This is a genomic window from Catalinimonas alkaloidigena, assembly GCF_900100765.1.
Classification (GTDB): domain Bacteria; phylum Bacteroidota; class Bacteroidia; order Cytophagales; family Flexibacteraceae; genus Mooreia; species Mooreia alkaloidigena.
In genome coordinates, this window is record NZ_FNFO01000003.1 from 499,779 (window position 1) to 522,145 (window position 22,367).

Annotated in this window: 21 protein-coding genes; 4 read left to right on the forward strand and 17 right to left on the reverse strand. The window is 54.2% G+C overall.

The features are described 5' to 3' along the window. Positions 1 to 54 precede the first annotated feature (54 nt). The 7 genes from BLR44_RS09270 to BLR44_RS09300 all read right to left on the reverse strand — a co-directional run bounded on the left by BLR44_RS09270 (position 55) and on the right by BLR44_RS09300 (position 7,698). Positions 55 to 423 carry an endonuclease domain-containing protein gene (locus BLR44_RS09270; RefSeq protein WP_089681417.1) on the reverse strand — a complete coding sequence of 123 codons (369 nt, stop codon included), beginning with the start codon at positions 421 to 423 and terminating at the stop codon, positions 55 to 57. A gap of 57 nt (positions 424 to 480) precedes the next feature. Next, positions 481 to 2,658: a flotillin family protein gene (locus tag BLR44_RS09275; RefSeq protein ID WP_089681418.1), complete on the reverse strand. Its 2,178-nt coding sequence runs from the start codon at positions 2,656 to 2,658 to the stop codon at positions 481 to 483. Between the two features lie 5 nt (positions 2,659 to 2,663). After that, on the reverse strand, positions 2,664 to 3,299 hold the full coding sequence (locus tag BLR44_RS09280) for an OB-fold-containig protein (RefSeq protein WP_089681419.1): 636 nt from the start codon (positions 3,297 to 3,299) through the stop codon (positions 2,664 to 2,666). 129 nt (positions 3,300 to 3,428) lie between these two features. Then, entirely contained in the window at positions 3,429 to 4,157 is a 729-nt protein-coding gene (locus BLR44_RS09285; RefSeq protein ID WP_089681420.1) for a PspA/IM30 family protein, read from the reverse strand. Between the two features lie 243 nt (positions 4,158 to 4,400). Further along, positions 4,401 to 4,961: a DUF4136 domain-containing protein gene (locus BLR44_RS09290; RefSeq protein ID WP_089681421.1), complete on the reverse strand. Its 561-nt coding sequence runs from the start codon at positions 4,959 to 4,961 to the stop codon at positions 4,401 to 4,403. A 96-nt stretch (positions 4,962 to 5,057) separates the two neighbouring features. After that, the gene (locus BLR44_RS09295; RefSeq protein WP_176955963.1) at positions 5,058 to 5,711 is read right to left on the reverse strand and encodes a c-type heme family protein; all 654 of its coding nucleotides are present in this window, start codon (positions 5,709 to 5,711) and stop codon (positions 5,058 to 5,060) included. A 61-nt stretch (positions 5,712 to 5,772) separates the two neighbouring features. Continuing rightward, on the reverse strand, positions 5,773 to 7,698 hold the full coding sequence (locus BLR44_RS09300; RefSeq protein ID WP_176955964.1) for a GAF domain-containing protein: 1,926 nt from the start codon (positions 7,696 to 7,698) through the stop codon (positions 5,773 to 5,775). Between the two features lie 307 nt (positions 7,699 to 8,005). On the opposite strand from BLR44_RS09300, the gene prfA reads away from it, so the two are divergent. Further along, complete coding sequence (prfA, locus tag BLR44_RS09305) at positions 8,006 to 9,076, forward strand: peptide chain release factor 1 (protein ID WP_089681424.1); 1,071 nt, start codon at positions 8,006 to 8,008, stop codon at positions 9,074 to 9,076. Positions 9,077 to 9,120: 44 nt separating this feature from the next. After that, entirely contained in the window at positions 9,121 to 10,584 is a 1,464-nt protein-coding gene (locus BLR44_RS09310) for a hypothetical protein (RefSeq protein WP_143017209.1), read from the forward strand. A 59-nt stretch (positions 10,585 to 10,643) separates the two neighbouring features. Here BLR44_RS09310 and BLR44_RS09315 read toward each other — a convergent pair whose 3' ends face one another. The 4 genes from BLR44_RS09315 to BLR44_RS09330 form a co-directional block, all read right to left on the reverse strand. Then, the gene (locus tag BLR44_RS09315) at positions 10,644 to 11,114 is read right to left on the reverse strand and encodes a hypothetical protein (protein ID WP_143017210.1); all 471 of its coding nucleotides are present in this window, start codon (positions 11,112 to 11,114) and stop codon (positions 10,644 to 10,646) included. A gap of 354 nt (positions 11,115 to 11,468) precedes the next feature. Continuing rightward, positions 11,469 to 12,788, reverse strand: coding sequence for a DEAD/DEAH box helicase (locus BLR44_RS09320; RefSeq protein ID WP_089681427.1), 1,320 nt, complete (start codon positions 12,786 to 12,788; stop codon positions 11,469 to 11,471). A 51-nt stretch (positions 12,789 to 12,839) separates the two neighbouring features. After that, complete coding sequence (gene floA, locus BLR44_RS09325) at positions 12,840 to 13,829, reverse strand: flotillin-like protein FloA (protein WP_089681428.1); 990 nt, start codon at positions 13,827 to 13,829, stop codon at positions 12,840 to 12,842. Positions 13,830 to 13,838: 9 nt separating this feature from the next. After that, positions 13,839 to 14,303 carry an NfeD family protein gene (locus tag BLR44_RS09330; RefSeq protein WP_089681429.1) on the reverse strand — a complete coding sequence of 155 codons (465 nt, stop codon included), beginning with the start codon at positions 14,301 to 14,303 and terminating at the stop codon, positions 13,839 to 13,841. A 152-nt stretch (positions 14,304 to 14,455) separates the two neighbouring features. Between BLR44_RS09330 and BLR44_RS09335 the strand changes: the two genes are divergently transcribed. After that, positions 14,456 to 15,985 carry a hypothetical protein gene (locus BLR44_RS09335; protein WP_089681430.1) on the forward strand — a complete coding sequence of 510 codons (1,530 nt, stop codon included), beginning with the start codon at positions 14,456 to 14,458 and terminating at the stop codon, positions 15,983 to 15,985. Positions 15,986 to 15,992: 7 nt separating this feature from the next. Here BLR44_RS09335 and BLR44_RS09340 read toward each other — a convergent pair whose 3' ends face one another. Next, positions 15,993 to 16,967, reverse strand: coding sequence for a DUF3078 domain-containing protein (locus BLR44_RS09340; RefSeq protein ID WP_089681431.1), 975 nt, complete (start codon positions 16,965 to 16,967; stop codon positions 15,993 to 15,995). A 188-nt stretch (positions 16,968 to 17,155) separates the two neighbouring features. Here BLR44_RS09340 and BLR44_RS09345 point away from each other — a divergent pair, with 188 nt between their 5' ends. Further along, positions 17,156 to 17,650, forward strand: a complete 495-nt coding sequence (locus BLR44_RS09345; RefSeq protein ID WP_089681432.1) for a hypothetical protein — start codon at positions 17,156 to 17,158, stop codon at positions 17,648 to 17,650. On the opposite strand, the gene BLR44_RS09350 is transcribed toward BLR44_RS09345, so the two are convergent. Genes BLR44_RS09350 through BLR44_RS09370 form a run of 5 tightly spaced genes read right to left on the reverse strand, consistent with a single transcriptional unit; the run spans position 17,647 to position 22,199 of the window. Beyond that, the gene (locus tag BLR44_RS09350) at positions 17,647 to 17,979 is read right to left on the reverse strand and encodes a nucleotide pyrophosphohydrolase (RefSeq protein ID WP_089681433.1); all 333 of its coding nucleotides are present in this window, start codon (positions 17,977 to 17,979) and stop codon (positions 17,647 to 17,649) included. The genes BLR44_RS09345 and BLR44_RS09350 overlap by 4 nt on opposite strands. A gap of 59 nt (positions 17,980 to 18,038) precedes the next feature. After that, positions 18,039 to 18,929 carry a mechanosensitive ion channel family protein gene (locus BLR44_RS09355; protein WP_176955965.1) on the reverse strand — a complete coding sequence of 297 codons (891 nt, stop codon included), beginning with the start codon at positions 18,927 to 18,929 and terminating at the stop codon, positions 18,039 to 18,041. A gap of 39 nt (positions 18,930 to 18,968) precedes the next feature. Next, positions 18,969 to 20,303 carry a GH1 family beta-glucosidase gene (locus tag BLR44_RS09360; protein ID WP_089681435.1) on the reverse strand — a complete coding sequence of 445 codons (1,335 nt, stop codon included), beginning with the start codon at positions 20,301 to 20,303 and terminating at the stop codon, positions 18,969 to 18,971. Between the two features lie 37 nt (positions 20,304 to 20,340). Continuing rightward, a complete protein-coding gene (locus tag BLR44_RS09365; protein ID WP_089681436.1) occupies positions 20,341 to 21,363 on the reverse strand; it encodes a glycosyltransferase family protein in 1,023 nt (340 codons plus the stop codon). Then, complete coding sequence (locus tag BLR44_RS09370) at positions 21,360 to 22,199, reverse strand: UDP-2,3-diacylglucosamine diphosphatase (protein WP_089681437.1); 840 nt, start codon at positions 22,197 to 22,199, stop codon at positions 21,360 to 21,362. Before BLR44_RS09370 ends, BLR44_RS09365 begins: the two co-directional genes overlap by 4 nt. Positions 22,200 to 22,367 lie beyond the last annotated feature (168 nt).

Sequence of the window (22,367 nt, forward strand, 5' to 3'; positions counted from 1 at the left end):
GCCTGCGGCCACCCCCTTAGAAGGAGGTGGCCGCAGGCCGGGGGATGTCCCAGACTACGGTTGATTTCTCTCTATCCAATCAAGAATGGTGTCAATCACCAGTTTCATATCTCGCTTGGGCTCCCGATCGTCGAAACGTAAGAAGCGCACTCCTAGCCGCTCCAGTTGCTGCTGACGCTTGGCATCTACTCGCTCTCGTCCCTGATGACTACTTCCGCCAATTTCCAGAGCCAGTTGCAATTCGTGACAATAGAAGTCAACGATAAAATGGTCGATAGGCACCTGTCGGTGAAATTCCCAGCCCAACTGCTTTCCTTTGATCTGCTGCCAGAGCAATACTTCTGAAAGCGTGCTGTGTTTCCGCAGAAAACGCGCGAGTCGCTTTAAGTAGGGACGGTACGGAATGATCGAATTTCGAACCATACAAAAAACCGGCAGGCAGATGACCTACCTGCCGGTGAAGTTTACGAAGTCAGAATTCTAAAGCATCTTGTCCAGGCTCCGGGCCGGCGTATCGGAGAGGCCGTTCGATTTGGCGAGGGAGAGCAACTGTTGCAGCTGACTCCGGGTGCCGTCGTGGTCGGTCATGCCGATCATCTTGGTCAGTAGGGCTGCGACCGTCAGGTTTTTGATGTCGGCCGACGTGATGCCCATCCGTTTAACGAGGTCGCGGACATTGTCGACGATGTTATGCCCTTCGTGCCCGTTGCCGTTCAGAAGTGAGTTCTTCACCCCGTTCAGCACCTGGCTGTTGCCCAGCGCCGCGTCGATCGATTTACCCGTCGCGATGGCGCTGGTAATCTTGTCGAAGAAGGCACCGTCGCCCCCCACGATGTCGATGTTGGCCGACTTCAGCGCTTCGGCTAGGACTTTTGCCTGCGATTCGGCGAGGTTACGCTGCACGTCGATGTGGGCTAGTTGTACCTCTTTGTCCTTCGCCAGTTGCAGCTTGAACTCCTCATGCTCGCGCCCCACCCCGTCGAGGGCTTTCATGGCTTCGGCTTTGTCGCGGACGCCTTTGGCTTCGGCGGCGAATTTCTCGGCCATCACGCGGGCGGCGGCCAGGCCCTGCTTCTCTTCGGCCTGCGCTTTGGCTTCGATGACTTCGGCATCAGCCTTCCCTTTCTGCAGAGTGACTTCGGCAGCCACTTTCCCTATTTCCTGATCGGCTTTTGCCTGAGCACGGGCTTTGGCTTCGATGCCTTTGGCTTCGGCCAGGGCCGTGGCTTCCACGATACCGGCTTCGGCTTCCCCTTGCTTTTCGCGGGCGGCGGCCTTGGCTTCCATCACCTGGGCTTCGGCCAATCCGACGGCGGCGGCTTTGGAGGCTTCGGCATCGGCCAGGACTTTGATCGCTTCGGCTTTCTTCCCGGCGGTGGCCTGGTCGGCTTCCGCTTCGATGATCAGCTGCTGCGATTTGAACTCGGCCGCCTGCCGCTCGGCCTCTGCCGATTTGATGTGTTCTACCAACGCCTCTTCGGCTCGCATTTCGGCTTCTTTGATGGCGACAGCTTTTTTCCGTTCGGCTTCGGCGAAGGCGCGGGTGTCTTTGATGCGCTCTTCTTCCAGCACCACCGACTTCTGCACTTCGACGCGCTCGCGAATGGTTTCCTGGATGTTTTTCTGTTCTTCTTCTACCGCTTTCTGCTTCGCGATGGCGGCCAGCGTTACGATGCGCTCGCGTTCGGTGCGCTCCAGTTCCTGATCTTTCAGGACGCGCTCCTGCTCGACAGCCTCGGTGCGCTCTTTGTTTTTGCGAGCGACGACTACTTGCCGTTCGCGGTTTTCTTCCGCCACCTGGATTTCCTCGTCCGACTGGATGCGGGCGCGCTCTGCTTTCAGGCGCTCTTCCTGCTGTACGCGAGCGGCTTCGGCCTCTTCGCGCGAACGAATGGTCGCCACTTCCCGCTTCTGTTTTTCTTCTTTCTCGATCTGCTGACGCTCCAGTTCCAGAATCGCTTCTTTCGCCTCTACGTCCTGCTGTTTGATCGTTTTCTGCTTATCGCGTTCGATCTTGTTGGCCAGCACCTTCTGCACGGCAGTCAGTTCAGTGATCTTTTTGATCCCTTCTGCATCCAGAATGTTGTGCTCGTTCATGAACTCCAACGGCGTCTGCTCCAGGTAATCGATAGCACAGTCGTCCAGCACGTACCCGTTCAGATCGGTTCCGATGTGTTGAATGATTCGCTCCCTGAACCCTTCGCGTTCGTTGTAGAGGTCGACAAAATCAAAGTGTTTCCCAACCGTTTTCAGCGCTTCGGAAAACTTGGCATCGAAGAGATTTTCCAGCGCTTCCGGATCGGAACCGCGTTCGCAACCGATGGATTGGGCTACGTGGAGGACATCTTCTTTGGTCGGATTTACTCGTACGAAGAAGGTTACCTGGATGTCGGCCCGCATGTTGTCTTTACAGATCAGGCCATCTTTTCCCTGACGAGAAATCATCACCGTTTTCAGGGAGATGTCCATCGTTTCCAGACGGTGCAATACAGGAACTACCAACATCCCTCCAAAAGAGACGTTTGTGCCCCCAACACCCGTGCGTACCAATGCGCGGCCTTGCTCGGCCTTTTGGTACATTTTGGCGAGGGTAATCAGGATCATCAATAAGACGAATACACTGATACCCACTACCATGATCGTTACGTTTTCTAACATGAGCTTCAGAGTTTATAAGGATCAATGAGATAATACTTTTTATCGGGCTGATACTCAATGACCAGCGCCGTTTCTCCCTTAGGCACTACTTTACCTTCGGGCGTACGAACAAAGAGTTTGATAGGAGAGCTTTTTCCTTCTACCACGGCTTGGCCACCGTGCTGATGATCGATGGTTCCCAACGTGCGGCAGATTTTCCCGATGACGGTGGTATCTTCTTCCTCGTCCATGTGCTCGAACACCTTGACAAAAGGCCAGGTAAGAAACTTGGCAATGAACAGGCTAGCGATCAGCACAGGCAGCAGAAAGATCAGCGAAACGGCAAACGACGTGTTGCTTACGTAATGGTTCGCCAGAACCGAACCAGCCCATAAGGGAAGCGCCAGGAAGGTGAGAAACACCATCAACGGCACTTTCCCCAGGTTGAAGAAGGCCAGAACATGGTTCAGCCACATCAGCGAACTGCCGCCGTCTACATCTACATCGGCGTCGGCATCCACGTCCACATCGACGTCAATGTCGATCGAATCCAGGTCCACCATTCCAATCAGCGTGACCAGCCAGTATCCTATGACAAACAGGAGCAGAAAGGTCGGGATGATGTTGACCGACGAAAAGGAGGCGTCAACTAATTCTTTCATGGCGATCGATCCGTGTAGGTGTGAGATAATGATCGGCCGCTGCGATGGTACCACACAACGGCCGTCGAAAATAGCGCAGAAGGCGGCACGAAGCCCAGTGCCTGGCACCTGAACTCCGTACCTTTTTCTTTATTCTTTCGCGTCAGCAGCATTGGACGGCCCCAGGCCCATCTTTGCTTTCAGTGCAGCCAAGTCGGCCGAGGCTTGCACGTCGGTGGCGTCAAGCGCCCGGTCGATCTCTTCGTCGAGGCTGCGGCTTTCGTTGGCAATCTGCCCGTACGATTCGGCCAGCGCCTCCGATTGCGCCACTTTCTCTTTCATCCGCTCCAGCATGGAAGCGGTGTCGGACGAGTCGATCTGGGCCAGTTGCTTGTTCAGTCGCTGCGAAGCGGCGCTCACGTTGACGCGGGCTTTCAAACTTTTTAGTTCGTTTTCCCACTTGCTGATGTCGGCCTTCAGGCGTTTGATGTTGCCTTCCATCTGCTCGACGTGGCGGTCGAACTGCTCTTTTTCAGTCGTGGTACGTTTTACGTGCGCTTCGTTCTGAGCTTTTTTGGCCAGCGCTTCGGTGGCAAGGCGGTCGGCTTCTGCCGAATCCATGTGGCCCTGTTGTGCACGTTGCAGCAACTGCATGGCTTTCTGCTCGTACTCTTCGGCCTTGGTCTGATAGTCTTTCATATCATTCTGCGCCCGAATGGCCATGGCTTTGATTTCGGCTAGCCCGTGCAGGCTTTTGTCCAACTCGGCCTTCATATCACGGATGCCTTGCTCGGTCATCTTGATAGGATTTTCCAGCCGGTCGATGGCCGCATTGGTTTCGGCTTCTCCTATTTTGAAGAGGCGCTTGAAGATGCTCATGGTCGTAGAGTTATGAGGTGGAAAGATGGATTTTGTGCGTTTGATGAATTGAATATACAATCAGATCTTCCACAATTTCCAGCGTGTAAGAAATAAGCGGCGTTAGACTTAGATGAAAGGAAGCCGGCATGGACAAGCGGCGAACCTAAACTATTAAACACAATAGCATTACTATCAATCAGGCAGCATAAAAAAGGCAGCCTGCCGACTGCCTCTCTCTAACTCTATGCTTGCTGAGATTCCTTAGTTGTAAGCAACTCGTTGGGGCTGGCCTACTTTCTCGTACTTTTTGAAAATGTCGGTCACCGCCTCGTTGATGGTTCCTTCGGGGTCTTGCTGCAACGTGGCCGCATCGGTAGCGGCCCACCCCTGCCAGACCAGTTGTTTGTCTGTGGCATTGATCAGATCAACGATGATCATGGCTTCGTCGTAATCCTGCGCGTACGCATTTTGGTACGTAGGCCAGTACCAATAGCCGTAGTTGTTCATGTAGCGCGTGTCGGTCTTCTGGTTGACCGCGATCTGGTAATTCACCAGCAAGTCCGGGTCAGACGACACCATCTCGTATCCCAGGTTGTTCATCTCCCGCTCAATGGCCTGCCGAATCCGCTTCAAATTCAGCGAATTGTCGATGGTCGGATTGTCCGACGTCTGCTTCATGCCGGCCGAGTCGACCCAGGCGTACGTGCTGAACGAGTCGAACTGTGCCTCCTTGTCGTAGTCGGAATGAACCGTCAGTTGAGGACTGCAACTAAACAGAAGGAGTAGGGCAAACGCCCCGATATAATAGGTATAGCGTTTCATGGTTATGAGGATCTGTAAAAAATGACACCCGTGTGGTGTACTGCCTTATCCTAAAAACGCATGAGCGCCAGGGGAAGGTTACGAAAAACCTGATTGTCAGTTGCTTCCGATGCTGCTGACCACCGTACGTTTTTCAAACTCGATGGACCAGATGCCTGCCAGATCGCCCTGCGATGCTTGAAAAGCCACCGAGTCGGCTTGAGGAAAGCGTTTGCGTAAGGCCTGCGTTGTCGGCTCGCTTCGCTCCTGCCCGTGGCATTTCAAACAAAACGCTTCATCGAACATCAGAGGTTTGGTGTAGAGCAATGCCTGGTCGTTTCGGGTTTTCTGGATGTTCTCATCCAGCTTCACCCCCTCGGCCGCGCCATACACGTAGGCTTCGAGCAGTTCAAGCGCCTGAGGCGTCACGAGCGAATCGGGGCGTGGTGCCAGCGGATGGGGCGAAAGTCGTATGATCCGGGCTTCGGCCTGTTGGTAGACCGGCAAGTCGTCAATGCGGCAATACGCCAGCGCTTCCTCGGGCGGCAGACTATCCAAAGCGTGTTTCAACCGCTGCCGCCATTGGGCTTCCAGTTGGGCTTGTGTCTGCTTGCCTAATTGGCGTGCCTTCTCGGTAATTTGCCCCGGAGTGGCGCGTATAATCTCACGCGCGTTCATTTCTTCTTTTACCTGCGAGGTATCGAGTCGGTCACCGTGGCACCCCATCATCAGGAGAAGGCACAGCCCGTAAACCAGAGTCGATTGCTTCATGCCTGCAAAAATAAAACCCCGTGAGGACATCACGGGGTTTTCAAAGGATTTGCGCTGCTTCCTATGCGTTTGTATGCACCGTTGCAATGCGGTTGATGATGAAATGGTACCGCACGCCTTGATCTTCGCTGGTGTGGATGCTCCCGGCGATGACCAGAAACTCTTCGCTCTTGCCGTTGCTCTTGTTGAGTGAGACTACACCTTGCCAGTAGTGACCGGCTTCCAGTTTTCGTTTGAGATCCGCCAACTGATCGCCATCGGTCATCAGATCATGTAACGAAAAGCTCATTACCTTATCGGTGGCATGCCCGAGGAATTCTTTAGCCCGGCCATTAGTCAACTGAATGCGGAACCTGGTATCTGTTTCGAGCAACAGGCTCGTTGAGTTGATCAGTTCTTCTTTGTCGTGGGCAGCACGTTGGGCACGTTGCATCTCCTCTTGGGTGGCTTGCAACTCTTCCATGTTTTGCCGCATTTCTTCTTCCTGCGCACGCATCTGCTCAGTGAGCATCTGCGACTCTTCCAGCAGATGTGACGTACGTTGGTTGATGCGCACGGACGAAATGGTCGACGCGATGCTTGTCCCGATTTTTTCGACAAACTCGACTTCGTGCGGAGCGAAGATCTGGAAAGAAGCCATCTCGATGACGCCAAACACTTCTTCGTTCACACGCAACGGCACAATCAGAATACAGGTAGGATTGGCATCACCCAGGCCGGAACGAATCGTTACGTAGTTATCGGGAACGTCCGTGATGTAAATCGTACTGTTTTCCTGCCAGGCTTGGCCTGCCAGCCCTTCGCCAATGTCGATACGTTGATTCAGGTGCTTTTTCCGATCCCAGGCATAACACCCTTGCAACTCCAGGTACGGATCGTCCGGGTTGTCTTCGTTCAGAATGAAAATGCGTCCTTGGTTGGCCTTGGTGTATTTAACCAAGTTACCGATGATGTGGTCGGCCAGTTCGGCCAGGTTGTTGGTATTCTGGCGCAAGATTTCACCAAAGCGGGCCAAACCTTCCGTTGTCCAGTTACGGCGAGCTTCGTCTTCGGCGACCTGCTGCAGGTTACGGCGCATTTCCAAGAGGGCAGATCCCAATACGTCGTTTTCGCTCAAGGGCGTAAACTCGGCTTTCAGATTGCCTTGCCCAATGTTTTCTGCAAACTGTGCCGTTTGACGCAAGCCAACGGACAGTTTGTTAACGGCCTCGGCCATGTCGCCCATCTCGTCGTTGCTGAAACGCTTGGTGCTTTCTTCGGGTAGCTCCCCGCGTCCCATCTGTTGTACGATGCTGCTGATGTAGGAAATAGGACGCGTAATAGAACGGCTGGTAATGTAGGCGATCAGCATGCCGACCACTGTAATCCCGATACCCAGCGAAAGGACGATGGTCATGAGCAGGCTCGACGAGTCGATAATTTCCTGCTTGGTGCTGGCCAGTTCCGTCTTTTTTTGTTGTTGCAGCTTGTCGATGCGTTGCAACAGCGAGGCCGTCGAGGGTAAGACTACTTCTTCGATCACGCTCTCCCCTTCTACCATTTTCTTTACCGGATCTTCGTAATCTTCGAAGGTCACCAGCGTAGACATGATCCGTTTTTCGGTTGCCAGCAACGCATCGAATTCCTGCAAGATGGTGTCCATCTGAGCGATCTCCGTCGAATCTTCCCACTGTTGGCTCAGTTCTTTGACGCGCGCCTGCAACGTGGGGTATTCGACGTTATGCAACGTCCGCAAATCTTGCTTGTCTTCTTCGTTGGTTTGCAGATACACCCAGTTGGTAATCAGCATTTTTGATCGGATGGCCGTGTTTTCCAACTGGTCAATGGCTTCCATCGAAGGTTCGACTACGTCGGAACTCCGACTTAGCCCTTCTTCACTTTGATTGAGGGTGATAATACTCAGGACGGCATTTAATGCGAAGAAGGAAATCAGTACGGAAAATCCGAGAAAAATCTTCTTCCCTAGCCCGAATCGTGTTTTTTTCATCATAAAAAAGGATCAGAACCGCTACGCTCGGTGATATGTGTATATGGTGATTTCGAGGGGCTAAAATAGATATATGAGATGGGCAGGACTCGCTAAAACACTTTATATCAATACTGAAGAAAGTTTTGACCCGAAATGATATGAATCATTGCACATATAGCGCGTGTCCAGGCCCTCTGCCTAACGGTTGCCCCTCGGTTTAGTAGCATAAAGTAGGAATTCCCGGGTTGCGGTCCGAAAACCGCCCCCGGGGGGAATGGAAAAGCCACGTAACTATTGCTTAAATTTGCCCCCTATTTAGACAATTATGATTGACAAGTTAGAGGCTATACGTCAGCGTTTTGAAGAAGTGGGGCACCTGATTGTTCAGCCCGATGTGGTGAGTGACATGAAACGGTACTCAAAATTGAGCAAAGAGTATAAGGACTTAGAGAAGATTGTCGAAAAGTACCGCCCTTACCGCCTGACGTTAGATAATATCGAAAATGCGAAGCAATTGCTGACTACCGAAAAGGACCCCGAGTTCCGGGAGATGGCCAAGGAGGAGTTGGAGACGTTGCAGGAAACCCGCGAGGCGCAGGAGGAGGAGCTGAAAACCATGCTCATTCCGAAAGACCCGAACGACAGCCGCAACGTCATCATGGAGATCCGTGGTGGAGCCGGGGGAGATGAAGCCGCCATTTTTGCCGGCGACTTGTTCCGGATGTACCAGCGCTTTGCTGAAGAGCGCAACTGGCGCATGGAGATTCTGGATTACACCGAAGGGACGTCGGGAGGCTATAAAGAAATCATTGCCAACGTTTCGGGCGACGATGTCTACGGCATGTTGAAATGGGAGTCGGGCGTTCACCGGGTGCAGCGGGTTCCCGCTACCGAAACGCAGGGACGCGTCCACACTTCGGCGGCCAGCGTGGCGGTATTACCCGAAGTTGAAGAGGTGGACGTGGAGCTCAACATGAACGACATCCGTAAAGACACGTTCTGCTCGTCCGGTCCTGGTGGGCAGTCGGTCAATACTACCTATTCGGCCATTCGCCTGACCCACATCCCCACGGGAATCGTGGTGCAGTGCCAGGACGAAAAGTCGCAGATCAAAAATTTCGAGAAAGCCCTGAAGGTCCTCCGCTCGCGGTTGTACGATATCGAATTGGCAAAGCAGAACGAAGAATTGGGTGCGCAACGCAAAGCCATGGTGGGCAGCGGCGACCGCTCCGACAAGATCAGAACCTACAACTACCCCCAAAGCCGTGTGACGGATCACCGCATTGGCCACACGGTCTATAACCTCCCGGCCGTCATGGATGGTGACATTGGCGACTTTATCGAGCAATTGCGCCTGGCCGACAACGCAGAGAAGCTAAAAGAAGGGCAAGCGTGACGCTGCTGCATACCAACCGGGCCTTTGGAGCGTTTCTTCTTCGCATGAAGACCACTTTCTCTTGCCTGGCGGTACTGTTGTTTTTAGTCTGGGCTTGTGAGCCGATCGATGAGGTCATTACCACCGACCCCTCCGATCAGCTTTCTTTTTCTGCCGATACGCTTCGGTTTGATACGGTATTTACCGACATCAAAACGGCAACGCGCCGGCTACGGATTTACAATCCACATCGGAAGGCCATCAAAATCGATGCGGTGTCGCTGGCCAATCCCGAAGGGCCCTTCACCCTTGTGGTCAACGGCCGGTCCGGTCCGGTAGTCGATAACATCGTTGTGCGCGGGGGCGACAGTCTACTGGTCTTGATCGAAGCAACCATCGACGCTCAAGATCAGGACAATCCGTTTGTGATTGAAGACAAGCTCGTGGTCCAGAGCAACGGCAACCAGCAGCAGGTGATGCTCGAAGCCTGGGGGCAGGACGCCTATTACCTTCGGAACGTAGCGCTTGCCTGTTCGGGAGAAGCCATTACCTGGACCAAAGACCGCCCCTATGTGCTTTTCGAAGGAGTATTGGTCCCCCCGGGATGTACGCTCAACGTCGAGGCTGGCACCCGCCTCTATATGCACAGCACCGCCGTTTTGGTGGTACAGGGCACGTTGCACATCAACGGTACGCCCTCTGAGGTGGTTCGGATTACCAGCACGCGCGATTTTACCGGCGCCGAAAGTAAGGACCCTTACTTGAACCAGCCAAACCAGTGGGGCGGAATCATTTTTGTGAACGGGAGTACTGACAATCGGATCGATTTTACTGACATTAAAAACGGGGAACGTTTTCAGGTAGGATTACCCGACGTAGAAGGACCCGTCGACTTGCAGATCTCCAACTCGCTCATCGCCAACATGGCCAGCAATACGTTCTGGTGCTACAAGCCCACTTCGCTGGTGGCGTATAACAACCTTTTTATCAACGGTGGCGAGCGGCTCTTGGCGGCATTGGGAGGTACCTATTATTTCGCGCACAACACGTTCGCCTACAATACCAACCTGCGGACGATCCGCCGGACCGCAGCGGTGGTAATTTCCGATTTGTACAGTTATTATAATGAGGAGGGGCAAGAGATCGAGGCGCAAGTTCCCTATTCTTTCTTCTTTGTCAACAACATTGTGTCCGGGCGCAATGAAGAAGAATTCCAGATGGGTCTGTCAACTCCCGAAAGCCAGGCAGAAATCCATAATAATGTTATTTCGCTGCGCGATGCCTCTAAGTTGCCCCTCGAAGACTTCGCTTCGGCAAACCGGCTGATTTCCTGGGAACTTGATTTTGCTAACCCGATCGAGTACGACTTCCGACTCGATACACTCGACACAGATTCTCCGGCCCGGCAGTACGGCGCTGACCTCACGACCTTTTCGCTGCCGGGCGTACGCACGTCCGATTTGCGGCGCGATTTTTTAAACGGTCCCCGCAGCCTGACCACACCCAACGTCGGCGCCATCGAAGAATAAAGACGCCCGGCAGCTTGGCTGCCAGGCGATCATGAAACAAATGGAAACAGATGGTTTTGTTAGATCAAGCCTGCTTTGGCTTCAATGTTCAACCGCACGGTGACCCCCAGGGTGACGGGCGTCTGGTTGACAGTACCGGTTATGTAAAAACGAAGAGTCTTTTTGGTCATCAGTGAGGCAGCCAGTAGGTCTGTGTTTTCTGACGGAAACGCGACAAACGCTTGCTGCGCATACAGATCGGCAACGTTCAGATTTCTGAAGTGCGCTAATACAACCGGGGTATCATTCTCGTTTTCCGTATAGCTCAAGGTGCCGGTCTCCAGCAACAGATCCTGTTTGTTGTCAGGGCTGGTGACCAGCGAATCGACTTTGTAAGCCAAAGCAATGATCGATATAGTTTGCAGACGGTTGGCATACTTGTCCAGCTCCTCGTCGTCGAGGGGATCGTAGACCACCTTCTCAGAGATACTTTTGGCGCTTCCCATAGAGGAAAGCAGGAAACTCACGTCCAGATTACGAGTGAAGGTCACCGTCGTAACGCGTTTTACATTCTCGCAGCTTGCTAACAGGAATACTACGCTTAGCAAGCCTATTACTTTGGCACCCCAGGCACTCGCTTTGATCCTACTCATATATAATTAAACTATATCAAGTTGACAGAGCAAAGATCAGCGAAGCGTGATACAAAAAAAATTCTATATTTTACCAGAAATAACCTATTGCACTTAGGCCAGAGTCTATGCTGCCTTCAACCGTTAATTACTTCCAAACCAGCGAGATAAATGAATTCTACGCCAGCACCGAGGGAATGGCACTAGTCGCAAAGCAATAAAAAAATTTGGCGACCAAGCTGGATTATACAAATATCTTACAAGGAATAAGCCCTACCGCCGCCGGCGCGGCCGCTTGCCTGACTTTTTGGTTGGGCTCTTTTTGGTGGGCGAAGGGCGACGCTTCTTTTCGTGAAAGGCACCTTGATAAGTAGGATCTTCTCGCTTGCGCTGCTGATCGATCGCGCGCGCCATCTCCTGCTGTTCCTCAAACGAGGTGGCCACCACGGGAACCGCTTCCGGTAACGCATGGCGGGGAATGGCGCCGTGAATGATTTTCTCGATCCGCTCGATGTGGTAGGCCTCGGCGGGGTTCATCAGCGTTACCGATACACCTTCGTGTTCGGCACGTCCGGTGCGCCCCACACGGTGCACGTAGTCTTCGTACACAATAGGCACATCAAAGTTGATCACGTGGGTTACGTCCTGTACATCGATGCCCCTGGAAGCGACGTCGGTTGCTACCAGTACGTGTAGCTCTCCCGCTCGGAAAGCATTCATGGCATTGAGGCGGGCGTTCTGATCTTTGTTGGCGTGGATAACCCGAACCCGCTCTCCCCATTCGCGGACCAGCCTGTTGTAAATGTAGTTGGCCGTCGTACGGGTTTTGGTAAAAATAAACGCGCGGGCTACCTCGTCCTGCCGCAACAGGTGCGTCACGAAATTGAGCTTGGTGGCCTGATTGGGCACCTCGTACAACCGCTGCTCTACCGTTTCGGTTACGGTTGCTTGGGGTGCCACTTCTACACGCTCCGGAAATTCCAGGAACTCCTCCGAGAGGCGCAGCACCTTGTCGGGCATGGTGGCCGAAAACAGCAGATTCTGCCGCTTGCGGGGGATGATCTCTAACAGTTGGCGGATCTGGGGCATAAAGCCCATGTCCATCATCTTGTCGGCTTCGTCTAGCACGAGCACCTTCAGTTCTTTCAGGATCAGCGTGCCTTTCCGGTAATGGTCCATCAGGCGGCCGGGCGTCGCAATCACCAGATCGAGCCCCGCTTCGATGGCATCGGTCTGCATTTTGAAGCCCGTTCCCCCGTAGAGTGCGGCGTGCCGCAGGTCAAGGTGGCGGTTCAGTTGCGCGACGTGCTCGTTCAACTGAATGGCCAGCTCGCGGGTCGGGGCCAGAATCAACCCACGCGGATGCTCCCCCTGGGCGTACTTCAATTTCATAAGTAGCGGCAACACGAAGGCCGCCGTTTTGCCGGTACCCGTGGGCGCGATGCCCAGCACGTCGTGTCCCGCCATGATGAGCGGAATGGTACGTTGCTGCACAGCTGTGGGACTATCAAAGCCGGCGTCGGCAATGGCGTCCAACAACTGGCGGTTGAGCTTCAGGTCAGCAAAAGAAGGAGGATCGGTTGTGCTACTCATGCCGCAAAGTTCGGCATTAATCCGCAGAGCAGCTCCGAAAGAAAAATGCGGTTAGGAGGTTTTGCCGGTAGACTGTCCACTATCGCCCGCAATGTTGCTGCGCATGTCGGTATCCGCCTGAATGTTCTGCAGTCGATAGTAGTCCATCACCCCCAGGTTGCCGCTTTGGAAGGCCGACGCAATGGCTTTCGGCACTTCGGCCTCGGCTTCGATTACGCGCGCGCGTGCTTCCTGGGCTTTGGCCCGCATCTCCTGCTCTACCGCTACGGCCATGGCGCGCCGCTCTTCGGCTTTGGCTTCTGCCACTTTGAGGTCGGCATTGGCCTGGTCGATCTGCAACTTTGCCCCGATGTTGGTCCCGACGTCGACGTCGGCAATGTCGATGGAAAGGATTTCAAAGGCCGTTCCGGCATCCAGACCACGCTGTAACACGAGCTTGGAGATTTTGTCGGGATTTTCCAGCACATCCTTGTGAGAAGCCGCCGACCCAATGGAGGTCACAATTCCCTCGCCGACCCGCGCCAGGATGGTGTCTTCGCCTGCGCCGCCAACCAGCTGTTGAATGTTGGCCCGCACCGTAACGCGCGCTTTGGCAATCAGCTGAATGCCGTCGGCCGCTACGGCGGCTACGTTGGGCGTGTTGATCACTTTAGGATTAACGGAAATCTGCACCGCTTCAAATACGTCGCGCCCCGCCAGGTCGATGGCCGTGGCCTGCTTGAACGTGAGGTTGATGTTGGCTTTGTCGGCCGAAATGAGCGCTTTAATGACCGACGGCACGTTGCCTCCGGCCAGATAGTGGGTTTCGATCTCGCTGCTCGAGACCTGGAGCCCCGCTTTGGTGGCGGTAATCAGCGATTCGACCACGATCCGCGGGGGCACCTTCCGAATCCGCATGAAGACCAGTTCAAAAAGATTGATCCTGACTCCGGAAAATACCGCCGTAATCCAGAGGTTCAGCGGCACGAAGTACAGAAAGAGGTAGATCAGCACAATGCCGACCACGATCAGTATGACGACAGACAGAAATCCTTCACCCATGGTAGGTTTTTATGTAGGTTTTATAGTTTCGACCGTTACTCTATTGTTATCGATCCGTAAGATGCGCACTTTTGAGCTTTCGGGCACAAAGCCGTCCTGCGAAAACACCTCGAATGTGCCCGCCGGAAACTCGGCTTTCCCGTAAGGACGCAGGGCCGAAAGCGTCTCGCCCACTTCGCCGGGCTTCAGCAGGCGTTCACTTTGGTCGTTGGTGCGACCCAAGAGGCGGTCCTGCAAAGCAAAGCGTTGCCACGACTCTGAACGAAATCCATAATAAAAGGCCACTCCAGCGACCAGCGCGGCGCCTAACAACACCCCCGTGCCCCACAACGGACCGTGGGCACGGTAGGTCAGGTAGATTCCGATCGCCGCGCAGAGCCCTCCGGCAATGCCGACAATGGTGGTGCCCGGCACAAAGAGCACCTCAATCAAAATTAGTACAATGCCGATGCCTAACAACGTGGCGATTAACATACGACGCGAATTGACGAGAAAAGATAAGCAAAATAATCAATTGCGCGGGGTTTAAGGGCACGAGGCGCGGCAGGTGTACAGAGGCAATGAGAGTTATTCTTGCTTCACAAATATCATTTTTTACCTTTGTATAGTTAAATTTTCCCCCTTTTATGGAAAATCTGAGAAGTCTGATTGAATTAGTTACGAAGAAACGTATCAAAAAAATCGAGCTGTTTGACGAAGGCAGCCGTAATAAAAACAGTAACTACTTCCAGCTTTTCGATGGTATTCATTCCGGTCGATTTAAGACCGACGAAGAAGCAGCCGCCGAAATTTACCAGTGCGACCCGGCCGAAAAGAAGTACCTCATTCTGAAAACCCGGCTAAAACAAAAGCTGCTCAACACGCTCTTTTTTCTGGATTTTCACGATCCTGACGTAGCGGAATACAAGGCGGTTGCCTACGAGTGTAACAAGACGCTTTTCAACGCCCGTGTCTTACTTTTGCACAATTCTGCCCGTTTGGCCATCCCTGCCGTAGAAAAAGCGCTCAAACAAGCCGAATCCTACTACCTGACTGAGATTGCATTAGAGTGCGCACGCATCCTGCGCCAGCACGCCAGCAAAGAGGGGCCCTACAAAGAATTTCTGCGGTACTGCGAACAAGCCGACTATGCCGAGAACCGCCTGCGAATCGAAAACCTGTCGGAGCGGTATTGGGAAGAGGCCACCGCGCTGCTGCGCAAGTCGAAGACCAGCCGCGACAAGGTGCGGGAAGTGGCCAAGAAGGGCTACGAAGACCTGGAACAGTCGCTCAATCTGTTTGCCAGTCCCTGGCTCATGATGAACTACTACCGGCTGAAGTCCCTCTACTTTCAGTTGGTCGACGATTACAAAGAGGCCCTCGTCGTTACGGAAGAGACGGAGCATTTTGCCGTACTCCACCCGCATCACTTCACGCGGGCCGATCTGGCGCGCATTGTGTTACGCCGCATGAACTACCTGCTCCACCTACGCGATCTGGAGACGGGCGCGGCGACGGTCGAAGCGGGCGAAAAGTACTTTATCGAAGGGAACGATCAGTGGGTGACGTTGCACGAGTATTACTTCCTGCTGGCCATGCACGCGGAAGATTACCTACGAGCGGCCAACATCTTTCAGAAAGTAGTGCTGCACTCCAGCTTCCGGCAAATCAGCGGGAACCGGAAAGAACGCTGGCTGATTTTCCAGGCGTACCTGCATTACCTGTACAAAACGGCTAACCTGAAAGAAATCCGTCCCCTGATCCAAAATTCGAAAACGGGGTTCCGGTTCAACGAGTTTATGGCCGAGTTGCCCGAGTTTTCGAAGAAAAAGCGCGGGCTGAACGTAGCACGCCTCACGGTACAGACGCTCTATCATCTCGAAAAGATGAACGTGGAGTACCTCAACCGCTGCACCGACGAACTGGCGCGGTACACACGACGCTATCCCAAAAAGGACCTTCACTTCCGCAGCGAGTGCCTCATCAGCCTGATGACCAACATGCGTCAGGAAGAATTCCGCTACTACCAGACACGTCGGAGTTCCGAGCGCATCTACGAAGAAATGCGGCAAACGTCGATGCAGTACCTGGGGGGCAACTGGGGCCTGGAAGTGATGCCGTACGAGGCCCTCTGGGGCATGATGCTCGACCGCCTCAAAGACCACCGCTACGGGTGATGCGCGACTACAATCGTAGAGAAAAGCCTACAACCACCGACTCCCGAAACTGAATGGCCGGTCCGGGCGGCCGGTCGTCGCCTCGCGGAACGTTCAGGTCATCGTCGTAAATCAAAAGGGTCGTCACTTTGGACGAAACATAGCGGTTGACACGCAACTCCAGCTGCGACTCCCAGTTGATGTCCACGTTGCCGAACGTATCGAACGCCGAGAAAAACGTAGCCCGGGTGTTGAACGAGATGTTTTCCAGGATTTTACGTTGAAAGGAGCCATCGACCTGGACCCCAATTTCTCGCCTTACTTTCTCGCCCGGCACGACCTGATAGCGCGCCGCCAGCGAATCGTCCCGCACGATGGTGAGTTTTCCCGAAATGGGCGACAAGCGCATCGAATAAAAGTTATTCTGTTGCGCTTCAAAACCCAGAGATAACAACAAAAAGCCGGGAGAAAGAAAGTCAGAGACCAACACTTCGGTATCCCGGTTGGGGTAACGGTATCCCGGGCTGAACTGCGTCCGGAAATCGAGCCCTGCCGAAATGTGCCAGGGACCTTTTAACTCATATCCGTATTTGGAAACAAACTGAAGGTTATCGTCAGTTTTGCGGATGCCTGTCGCCTGTTCTTGCCGGGTAATGCCGTATACTAGATCCAGGCGGTTTTCCCAAAGCGCCACCCCATTATCCATCACGCCAAACAGGCGCATCTGGCCTCGGAGCGAGATAGCGTCTTGCCCACCACCGGCCCAGTTCGACAAGCTGATCTGCTGAAAGTCTACGTCAAACGCGGAACCGTATTGCCAGAGGTGAAACGTATCCGGGGGGGTAACCAGGTAAGGCGCCAACCCTGCCAGATCGTACTCCTGCGCATCGACGGGGGGCAGAAAATAGGGCAGCAGCGTATCGGGTTGCGTGGGTTGCGCACGCAGGGCGCCAGCAAGCAGGAGGAAACTCAGGAGAAAAAAAAGAGGGTGCTTGCTAGCCATGTAGAACGCCAGGTACTTGTAGGGAACAAAGGATACGTTGTAAAGTAAACGATCTTTCGAGATTAAAACAGACGATTACCCACACAATTTTGTTGATGGAATTATGTTTTTTTAAGGTAACTATATGACAGTCTGGTTACTTTTGATAATAACACGGTATATAAACATGTTACACTTGTGTTAGGCTAATGCAACCTTCGTTTTTTCTGTCGCTGCTCACAGCACTCTTTCCGGCAATCGGAATGCTGACAGGCGCCGGTTTCTTACTCTACGCGCTAACGCGAAACCATCTCACGGCGCTACGCATCACTCATTTTATTTTCGTGGGCAATGCGGTCCTATCAACACTCATCTACGGGCTTTTCTGCACCGTAACGAATCAACAATTCGCTGAGGCAGAGTCGCTTCCGCAAGTTTTTCATCTCATTTTGCTCGGATTGACACTCGTGTTAGGTACGTTGGCACTCATCAGCCTTTTGTTTTTCCTGTATTCGGAAATGTATCCGCAGTTTTTTCTGCGTTTTTCTCTGATCGCCACTGTCGTAGGCACCTTGCTTATCTGTGCGCAGGCCGTTACTGTACTGTCCAACGCACAGGCGTCAACGCAGCGCGACCATCAGTTTATCGAGACCGACTCGTACGTAGGCAAAGCCGCCGACATCCCCCAGCCCGCGAACCATTAGCCCTTTCGTAACTTCTCATTCTGCTGGTGCCGTTGTGCATCACGCAGCGTCTTTTTCTCCAGATTTTTCTGCAACGCGGCCGTCAGGTCCACCCCCGTCTGGTTAGCCAAGCAGATCACCACGAACAATACGTCGGCCAGTTCGTCGGCCAGTTCTTTTCCGCGGTCCGATTCCTTGAACGACTGCTCTCCGTATTGGCGGGAGATGATCCGTGCCACCTCGCCCACTTCCTCGGTCAGAATCGCCATGTTGGTCAGCTCGTTGAAATAGCGTACCCCTGTGGACTGAATCCACGCATCGACGGTCTGCTGTGCTTCTTCTATAGTCATTGTGCAAATTGGCAGCAAGCGCGTATTTCTGCAACTCAACTTGCACCAACCCACTGTCTTCAACCGGTCTTTGCATCCAGGTCGCGTACACTGACCGGAATGGGCTGCCCCTCCTGGTAGATCTTCAACTCAACAATGTCGGCCGGCAGGTTGAACTTGTTGCGAATCAACGCATTTAAAATCTCCCGCATCACTTCGCTTTTCAGCACGGTGCCGGAGTTCAGAATATCGTAGGTATTGATCCAAAAATGCACCCGCAGGTTGATGGTGCTGGTGCTGAATTCATCGATCGTCACAAACGGCATCAGGCCGTCGGATTTCACGATCGTGTCGATGCCGCGAAGCGTTTCCATGATGATGCGGGTGGCTTCCATCACGTCGCTGCCGTAATCCAGTCCGATCACAAAATCGTGGCGCATCAGACCGTCGCGCGTGTAATTGACCAGCGGATTTTTAATCAATAGGGAATTGGGGATGAAAATATCGCGCCCGTCGAACGTACGAATGTGGGTATTGCGCAGGTTTAGCGAGTTCACTTTCCCCATAAATCCTTCGATTTCGATGATATCGCCTACGCCAAACGGCCGCCCAAACGCCAGAAAAAAGCCGGACAGAAAGTTTTCGCCGATGTCCTGAAACGCAAACCCCAGCACGACGGCCGTGACGCCCGCCCCGGCCAGCAAACCGCCAGCGGCTCCACTCAAACCCAGTTGGTTCAGGAAAATGATGCCGCCGAAAATGAGCATCAGAATCAGCGCCAGCCGCCCGATAAAATTGGCCAACAGCGGATCGTCTGCTTTGGCGGCCACCCGCTTCCGGAAGACGAATCGCAACAACAGGCCGAGGCCCAGAAACAGTAACAGGAAAAAGGTGCCCACCATAAACGAGGGCAATCCTTGGATGATGTGATCGAAGAACTCTTGAAAGACTTCGTAGATACGTTCGCGCACGAGAAAGATGTTTCTCTTTCTAAACGTCGCAATCCCCATTCAGGATTCGCTCAGGAAATCGCGGTACCATTGCCCCGAGGCTTTTATGATGCGCCGCTGCGTCTGAAAGTCGACATGGACCAGCCCGAAGCGCGGCCGATAGCCCTCTGCCCACTCGAAATTGTCGGTAAACGTCCAGATAAAATATCCATCGACGGGTGCCCCGTCCCGCTGCGCGCGTTGTACCTGCTCCAGACAGGCCCGGATGTACGCAAGGCGCTGGGGGTCGTGCACCGTACCGTCGATGACCTGATCCGCGAACGCCGCACCGTTTTCTGTGACGATCAGCCGCGGAATGTTGTCGTAGGCGGCATACTGCATCAGCATGTGGTAAAGCGACTCGGGATACACTTCCCAGTTCATCAGCGTCAGGGGCACGTCCCGCTTGGGAGCGGGTACCAGCCGCGCCTGTAGATAGGGCGTAAACCACGAATGCCGGATCACCTCACGCGTATAGTTCTGGACACCGATAAAGTCAAAAGGAAACGCCAGTTTGCCTTCGTCTTCCGGCCGCATCCAGCGCTCCAGCCGCTTCAGCACCGGCAACTCCTGTACAGGGTAGCCGCGCCCCAGGGCGGGTTCCAGAAAGAGCCGATTTAGAAGCGCATCCACACGCTGGGCCGCCGCCCCATCGCGCGCGTTCGCTCGCCAGGGCGTCACGTACGAACACGAAAACGTGGTGCCCAGCTGGGCATCCGGACAATGCGCACGCACAACCCGCCCCCCTTCCGCCTGGCAGAGCGTGGCATGATGGACCGCCGGTAAGAAGTTGTTCAGGCCCCGGCGCCCCGGCGCATGAATGCCCAGAAAATAGCCCGCGCCCGTAAAGACCATCGGTTCGTTCAGCACCATCCAGTGACGCACGCGGTCGCCGTAGCGTTGTACGCAAAGGGTGGCGTACTCGACGAACCAGTCGACGATGGCTCGGTTTGTCCAACCGCCGCGGTCTTCCAGCGCCTGCGGCAGGTCCCAGTGGTAGAGCGTTACCCAGGGCGTAATGCCTTGTTCCAGACACTGGTCGATCAGTCGGTCGTAAAAGTCAAGGCCTTGTGGGTTAACAGCGCCGGTGCCCTGGGGCAGAATGCGCGACCACGCCAGCGAAAAGCGGAAGTTAGGGATGCGGAGCGACCGCAGTAGTTGCACATCGTCAGCGTAGCGGTCGTAAAACTCGCAGGCGGCGTTGGCGTTTTCGTTGCGCTGGATGCGCCCACGCGTGTTGGCAAACCGATCCCAGATGGATGCCCCCTTGCCGTGACGGTCGCAGGCACCTTCGGTCTGGTATGCCGCCGACGAAACTCCCCACGCGAACGCTGCGCCAAACTCGTGTCGGGTCATGCGTGCTGTGGGTTCAGGTCGACCTGGGGTCCAATGGTTAAAAAGAAGCCGCCAACAGCGACGAAGCCTGCGGCGCGGTGTGCGTATCGAGGATGCGCTCTAAAATGCATTGGGTCAGGTCAGGAAAATGGACAGGAATGGGCTGCCCGTGCTGCAGCCACGTTTCAAGGATCGGGAAGTGTTTCTTCTTCAGGCTCTTGATCACCGGCACACCCATGGCACTCAGCGCGGCGGCGTTGCACTGCTGCTCATACTGCGTTTTCATGGGGATGACCAACAACTTTTTGCCCAGAAACAGCGCTTCGGCGGGGGTTTCGAACCCGGCGCCGCACAGCACCCCACTGCTGGTAGCCATGCTGTGCAAAAAGGCTTCGTTGTCGACCGGGCGGATCGTAACGTTCTGCCGGGTAAACGGATGGCGATTGTGTTTCGAGAAGACCTCCCACCGGACGTCGGGGAATCGGCTCAGCTTCTTGACCAGTTTCTCGTCGTCGTACGAAGGCAGGTAAACCGTATAATGGCCCAGGTCGGTAGGCGTCAGCCGACGCACCTGCGCGCGAATCACCGGTGTATAAATGTTCTCGGCAAAAGAAGCAAAATGAAACCCGTAGTGTGCCGTTGCGGGTGCATACTGTTTTAAAATAAACTCCCCGAAGCGATCGCGCTCAATGGGCTTGGGCGCGGTCGGGGCCAGCACGGCATACTGATGGCTCAGCGCGACGCAAGGCGTACGCTGCCAGCGACAGGCCCAGGCCGAAACAGGTTCGAAGTCGTTGATGACCAGATCGTAATTGTGCACAGGCAGGTCCCGCACTTCGCGGTAAAAGCGCCCGGTATTCGCCTGGCGGTAGGTCTGCCACAGGTCCACGCCGCCACTCTTACCAAACACGAAGCCCATGCCCCCGCACTGGTAGCGGATCGGATAAGGTAACTTCACATCGGCCTGCGTGCCGCTGACCAGAATGTCAACGTCGGCGCGTTGCTGCAAAACGGGAATTATATCACGCGCGCGGCTCAGGTGGCCGTTGCCCGTGCCTTGGATGGCATACAGTACTTTCATCCTCTCACCTCCTGCATTAACTGACGGAACAGCTCCTGATTGTCGAAGGTCGACAGATCCGGCTCCTCGTGCTCGTCGTCGGCTTCTTCGGCATCTTCGTGGCGGTAAATGCTCCAGTCTCCTTTGTGGTACTCCAGCGCCGTCATGTTCTCGACCCAGTCGCCGGAATTCAGATAACAGACCTTGCCGTGTTCGTTCGCCATTTCTTTGATCAGGGGCTGATGAATGTGGCCACAGATCACGTAAGCGTATCCTTTTGAAATGGCCAGATCGGCAGCCGTTTGCTCAAATTCCGATTTCTTCTTCAGCGCCGACGACACCCGGTCTTTAATGGCCTTGGAAAGGGAAATTTTGCCCCGGCCCATCAACTCCGAGCAAAAGTTGACGCACCGGTTCAGCACGATCAGCATGCCGTAGCCCACCGCGCCCAGTTGCGCCAGCCACTTGGAGTGTTGCATCGTGACGTCGAACACGTCGCCGTGAAAAAACCAGGCTTTCTGCCCTTTCAACTCCAGCACCACTTTGTTGACGATCTCGCATGTCCCGAACTTCAGGCCGACAAATTTGCGCATCATCTCGTCGTGGTTCCCTGTCACGTAATACACCCGCGTACCGTCGGCCATCAGGCCAAACAAGCGCTTGACGACCTGCATGTGGGCTTTCGGCCAGTAATTTTTACTGAAGCGCCAGATGTCGATCAGGTCGCCGTTGATGACGAGAATTTTGGGTCGGATGCTTTTCAGGTAACGATGCAATTGCCGGGCTTTGCTGCCGTAGGTGCCCAGGTGGACATCAGAGATGACCACTACCTCTACTTTTCGCTTTTTGTCCTTCATGCAGGGCGCGTTCAGTGCGACAAAGGCGAATAGAGGTTAAAGAGCAGGCGAAAGAAAAAATCGCGGAAACGAGGACGTAGGATACGCATGACGAGTTGCGTTTGGTCTTGGTACGAAAATAGAGCTTGTACGTCACCCCAGCATTGCCTGTCTATTACGCTTCTTTTA

Bases quoted from the DNA above. Each gene is read 5' to 3' on its own strand.
- BLR44_RS09365 (WP_089681436.1), bottom strand. From the start codon at position 21,363: ATGAAAGTACTGTATGCCATCCAAGGCACGGGCAACGGCCACCTGAGC.
- BLR44_RS09360 (WP_089681435.1), bottom strand. From the start codon at position 20,303: ATGACCCGACACGAGTTTGGCGCAGCGTTCGCGTGGGGAGTTTCGTCG.
- BLR44_RS09330 (WP_089681429.1), bottom strand. From the start codon at position 14,303: ATGTTAATCGCCACGTTGTTAGGCATCGGCATTGTACTAATTTTGATT.
- BLR44_RS09300 (WP_176955964.1), bottom strand. From the start codon at position 7,698: ATGAAAAAAACACGATTCGGGCTAGGGAAGAAGATTTTTCTCGGATTT.
- BLR44_RS09270 (WP_089681417.1), bottom strand. From the start codon at position 423: ATGGTTCGAAATTCGATCATTCCGTACCGTCCCTACTTAAAGCGACTC.
- BLR44_RS09345 (WP_089681432.1), top strand. From the start codon at position 17,156: ATGCAACCTTCGTTTTTTCTGTCGCTGCTCACAGCACTCTTTCCGGCA.
- prfA (WP_089681424.1), top strand. From the start codon at position 8,006: ATGATTGACAAGTTAGAGGCTATACGTCAGCGTTTTGAAGAAGTGGGG.
- floA (WP_089681428.1), bottom strand. From the start codon at position 13,829: ATGGGTGAAGGATTTCTGTCTGTCGTCATACTGATCGTGGTCGGCATT.
- BLR44_RS09340 (WP_089681431.1), bottom strand. From the start codon at position 16,967: ATGGCTAGCAAGCACCCTCTTTTTTTTCTCCTGAGTTTCCTCCTGCTT.
- BLR44_RS09280 (WP_089681419.1), bottom strand. From the start codon at position 3,299: ATGAAAGAATTAGTTGACGCCTCCTTTTCGTCGGTCAACATCATCCCG.
- BLR44_RS09370 (WP_089681437.1), bottom strand. From the start codon at position 22,199: ATGAAGGACAAAAAGCGAAAAGTAGAGGTAGTGGTCATCTCTGATGTC.
- BLR44_RS09320 (WP_089681427.1), bottom strand. From the start codon at position 12,788: ATGAGTAGCACAACCGATCCTCCTTCTTTTGCTGACCTGAAGCTCAAC.
- BLR44_RS09275 (WP_089681418.1), bottom strand. From the start codon at position 2,658: ATGTTAGAAAACGTAACGATCATGGTAGTGGGTATCAGTGTATTCGTC.
- BLR44_RS09295 (WP_176955963.1), bottom strand. From the start codon at position 5,711: ATGAAGCAATCGACTCTGGTTTACGGGCTGTGCCTTCTCCTGATGATG.
- BLR44_RS09350 (WP_089681433.1), bottom strand. From the start codon at position 17,979: ATGACTATAGAAGAAGCACAGCAGACCGTCGATGCGTGGATTCAGTCC.
- BLR44_RS09335 (WP_089681430.1), top strand. From the start codon at position 14,456: ATGGAAAATCTGAGAAGTCTGATTGAATTAGTTACGAAGAAACGTATC.
- BLR44_RS09285 (WP_089681420.1), bottom strand. From the start codon at position 4,157: ATGAGCATCTTCAAGCGCCTCTTCAAAATAGGAGAAGCCGAAACCAAT.
- BLR44_RS09290 (WP_089681421.1), bottom strand. From the start codon at position 4,961: ATGAAACGCTATACCTATTATATCGGGGCGTTTGCCCTACTCCTTCTG.
- BLR44_RS09310 (WP_143017209.1), top strand. From the start codon at position 9,121: ATGAAGACCACTTTCTCTTGCCTGGCGGTACTGTTGTTTTTAGTCTGG.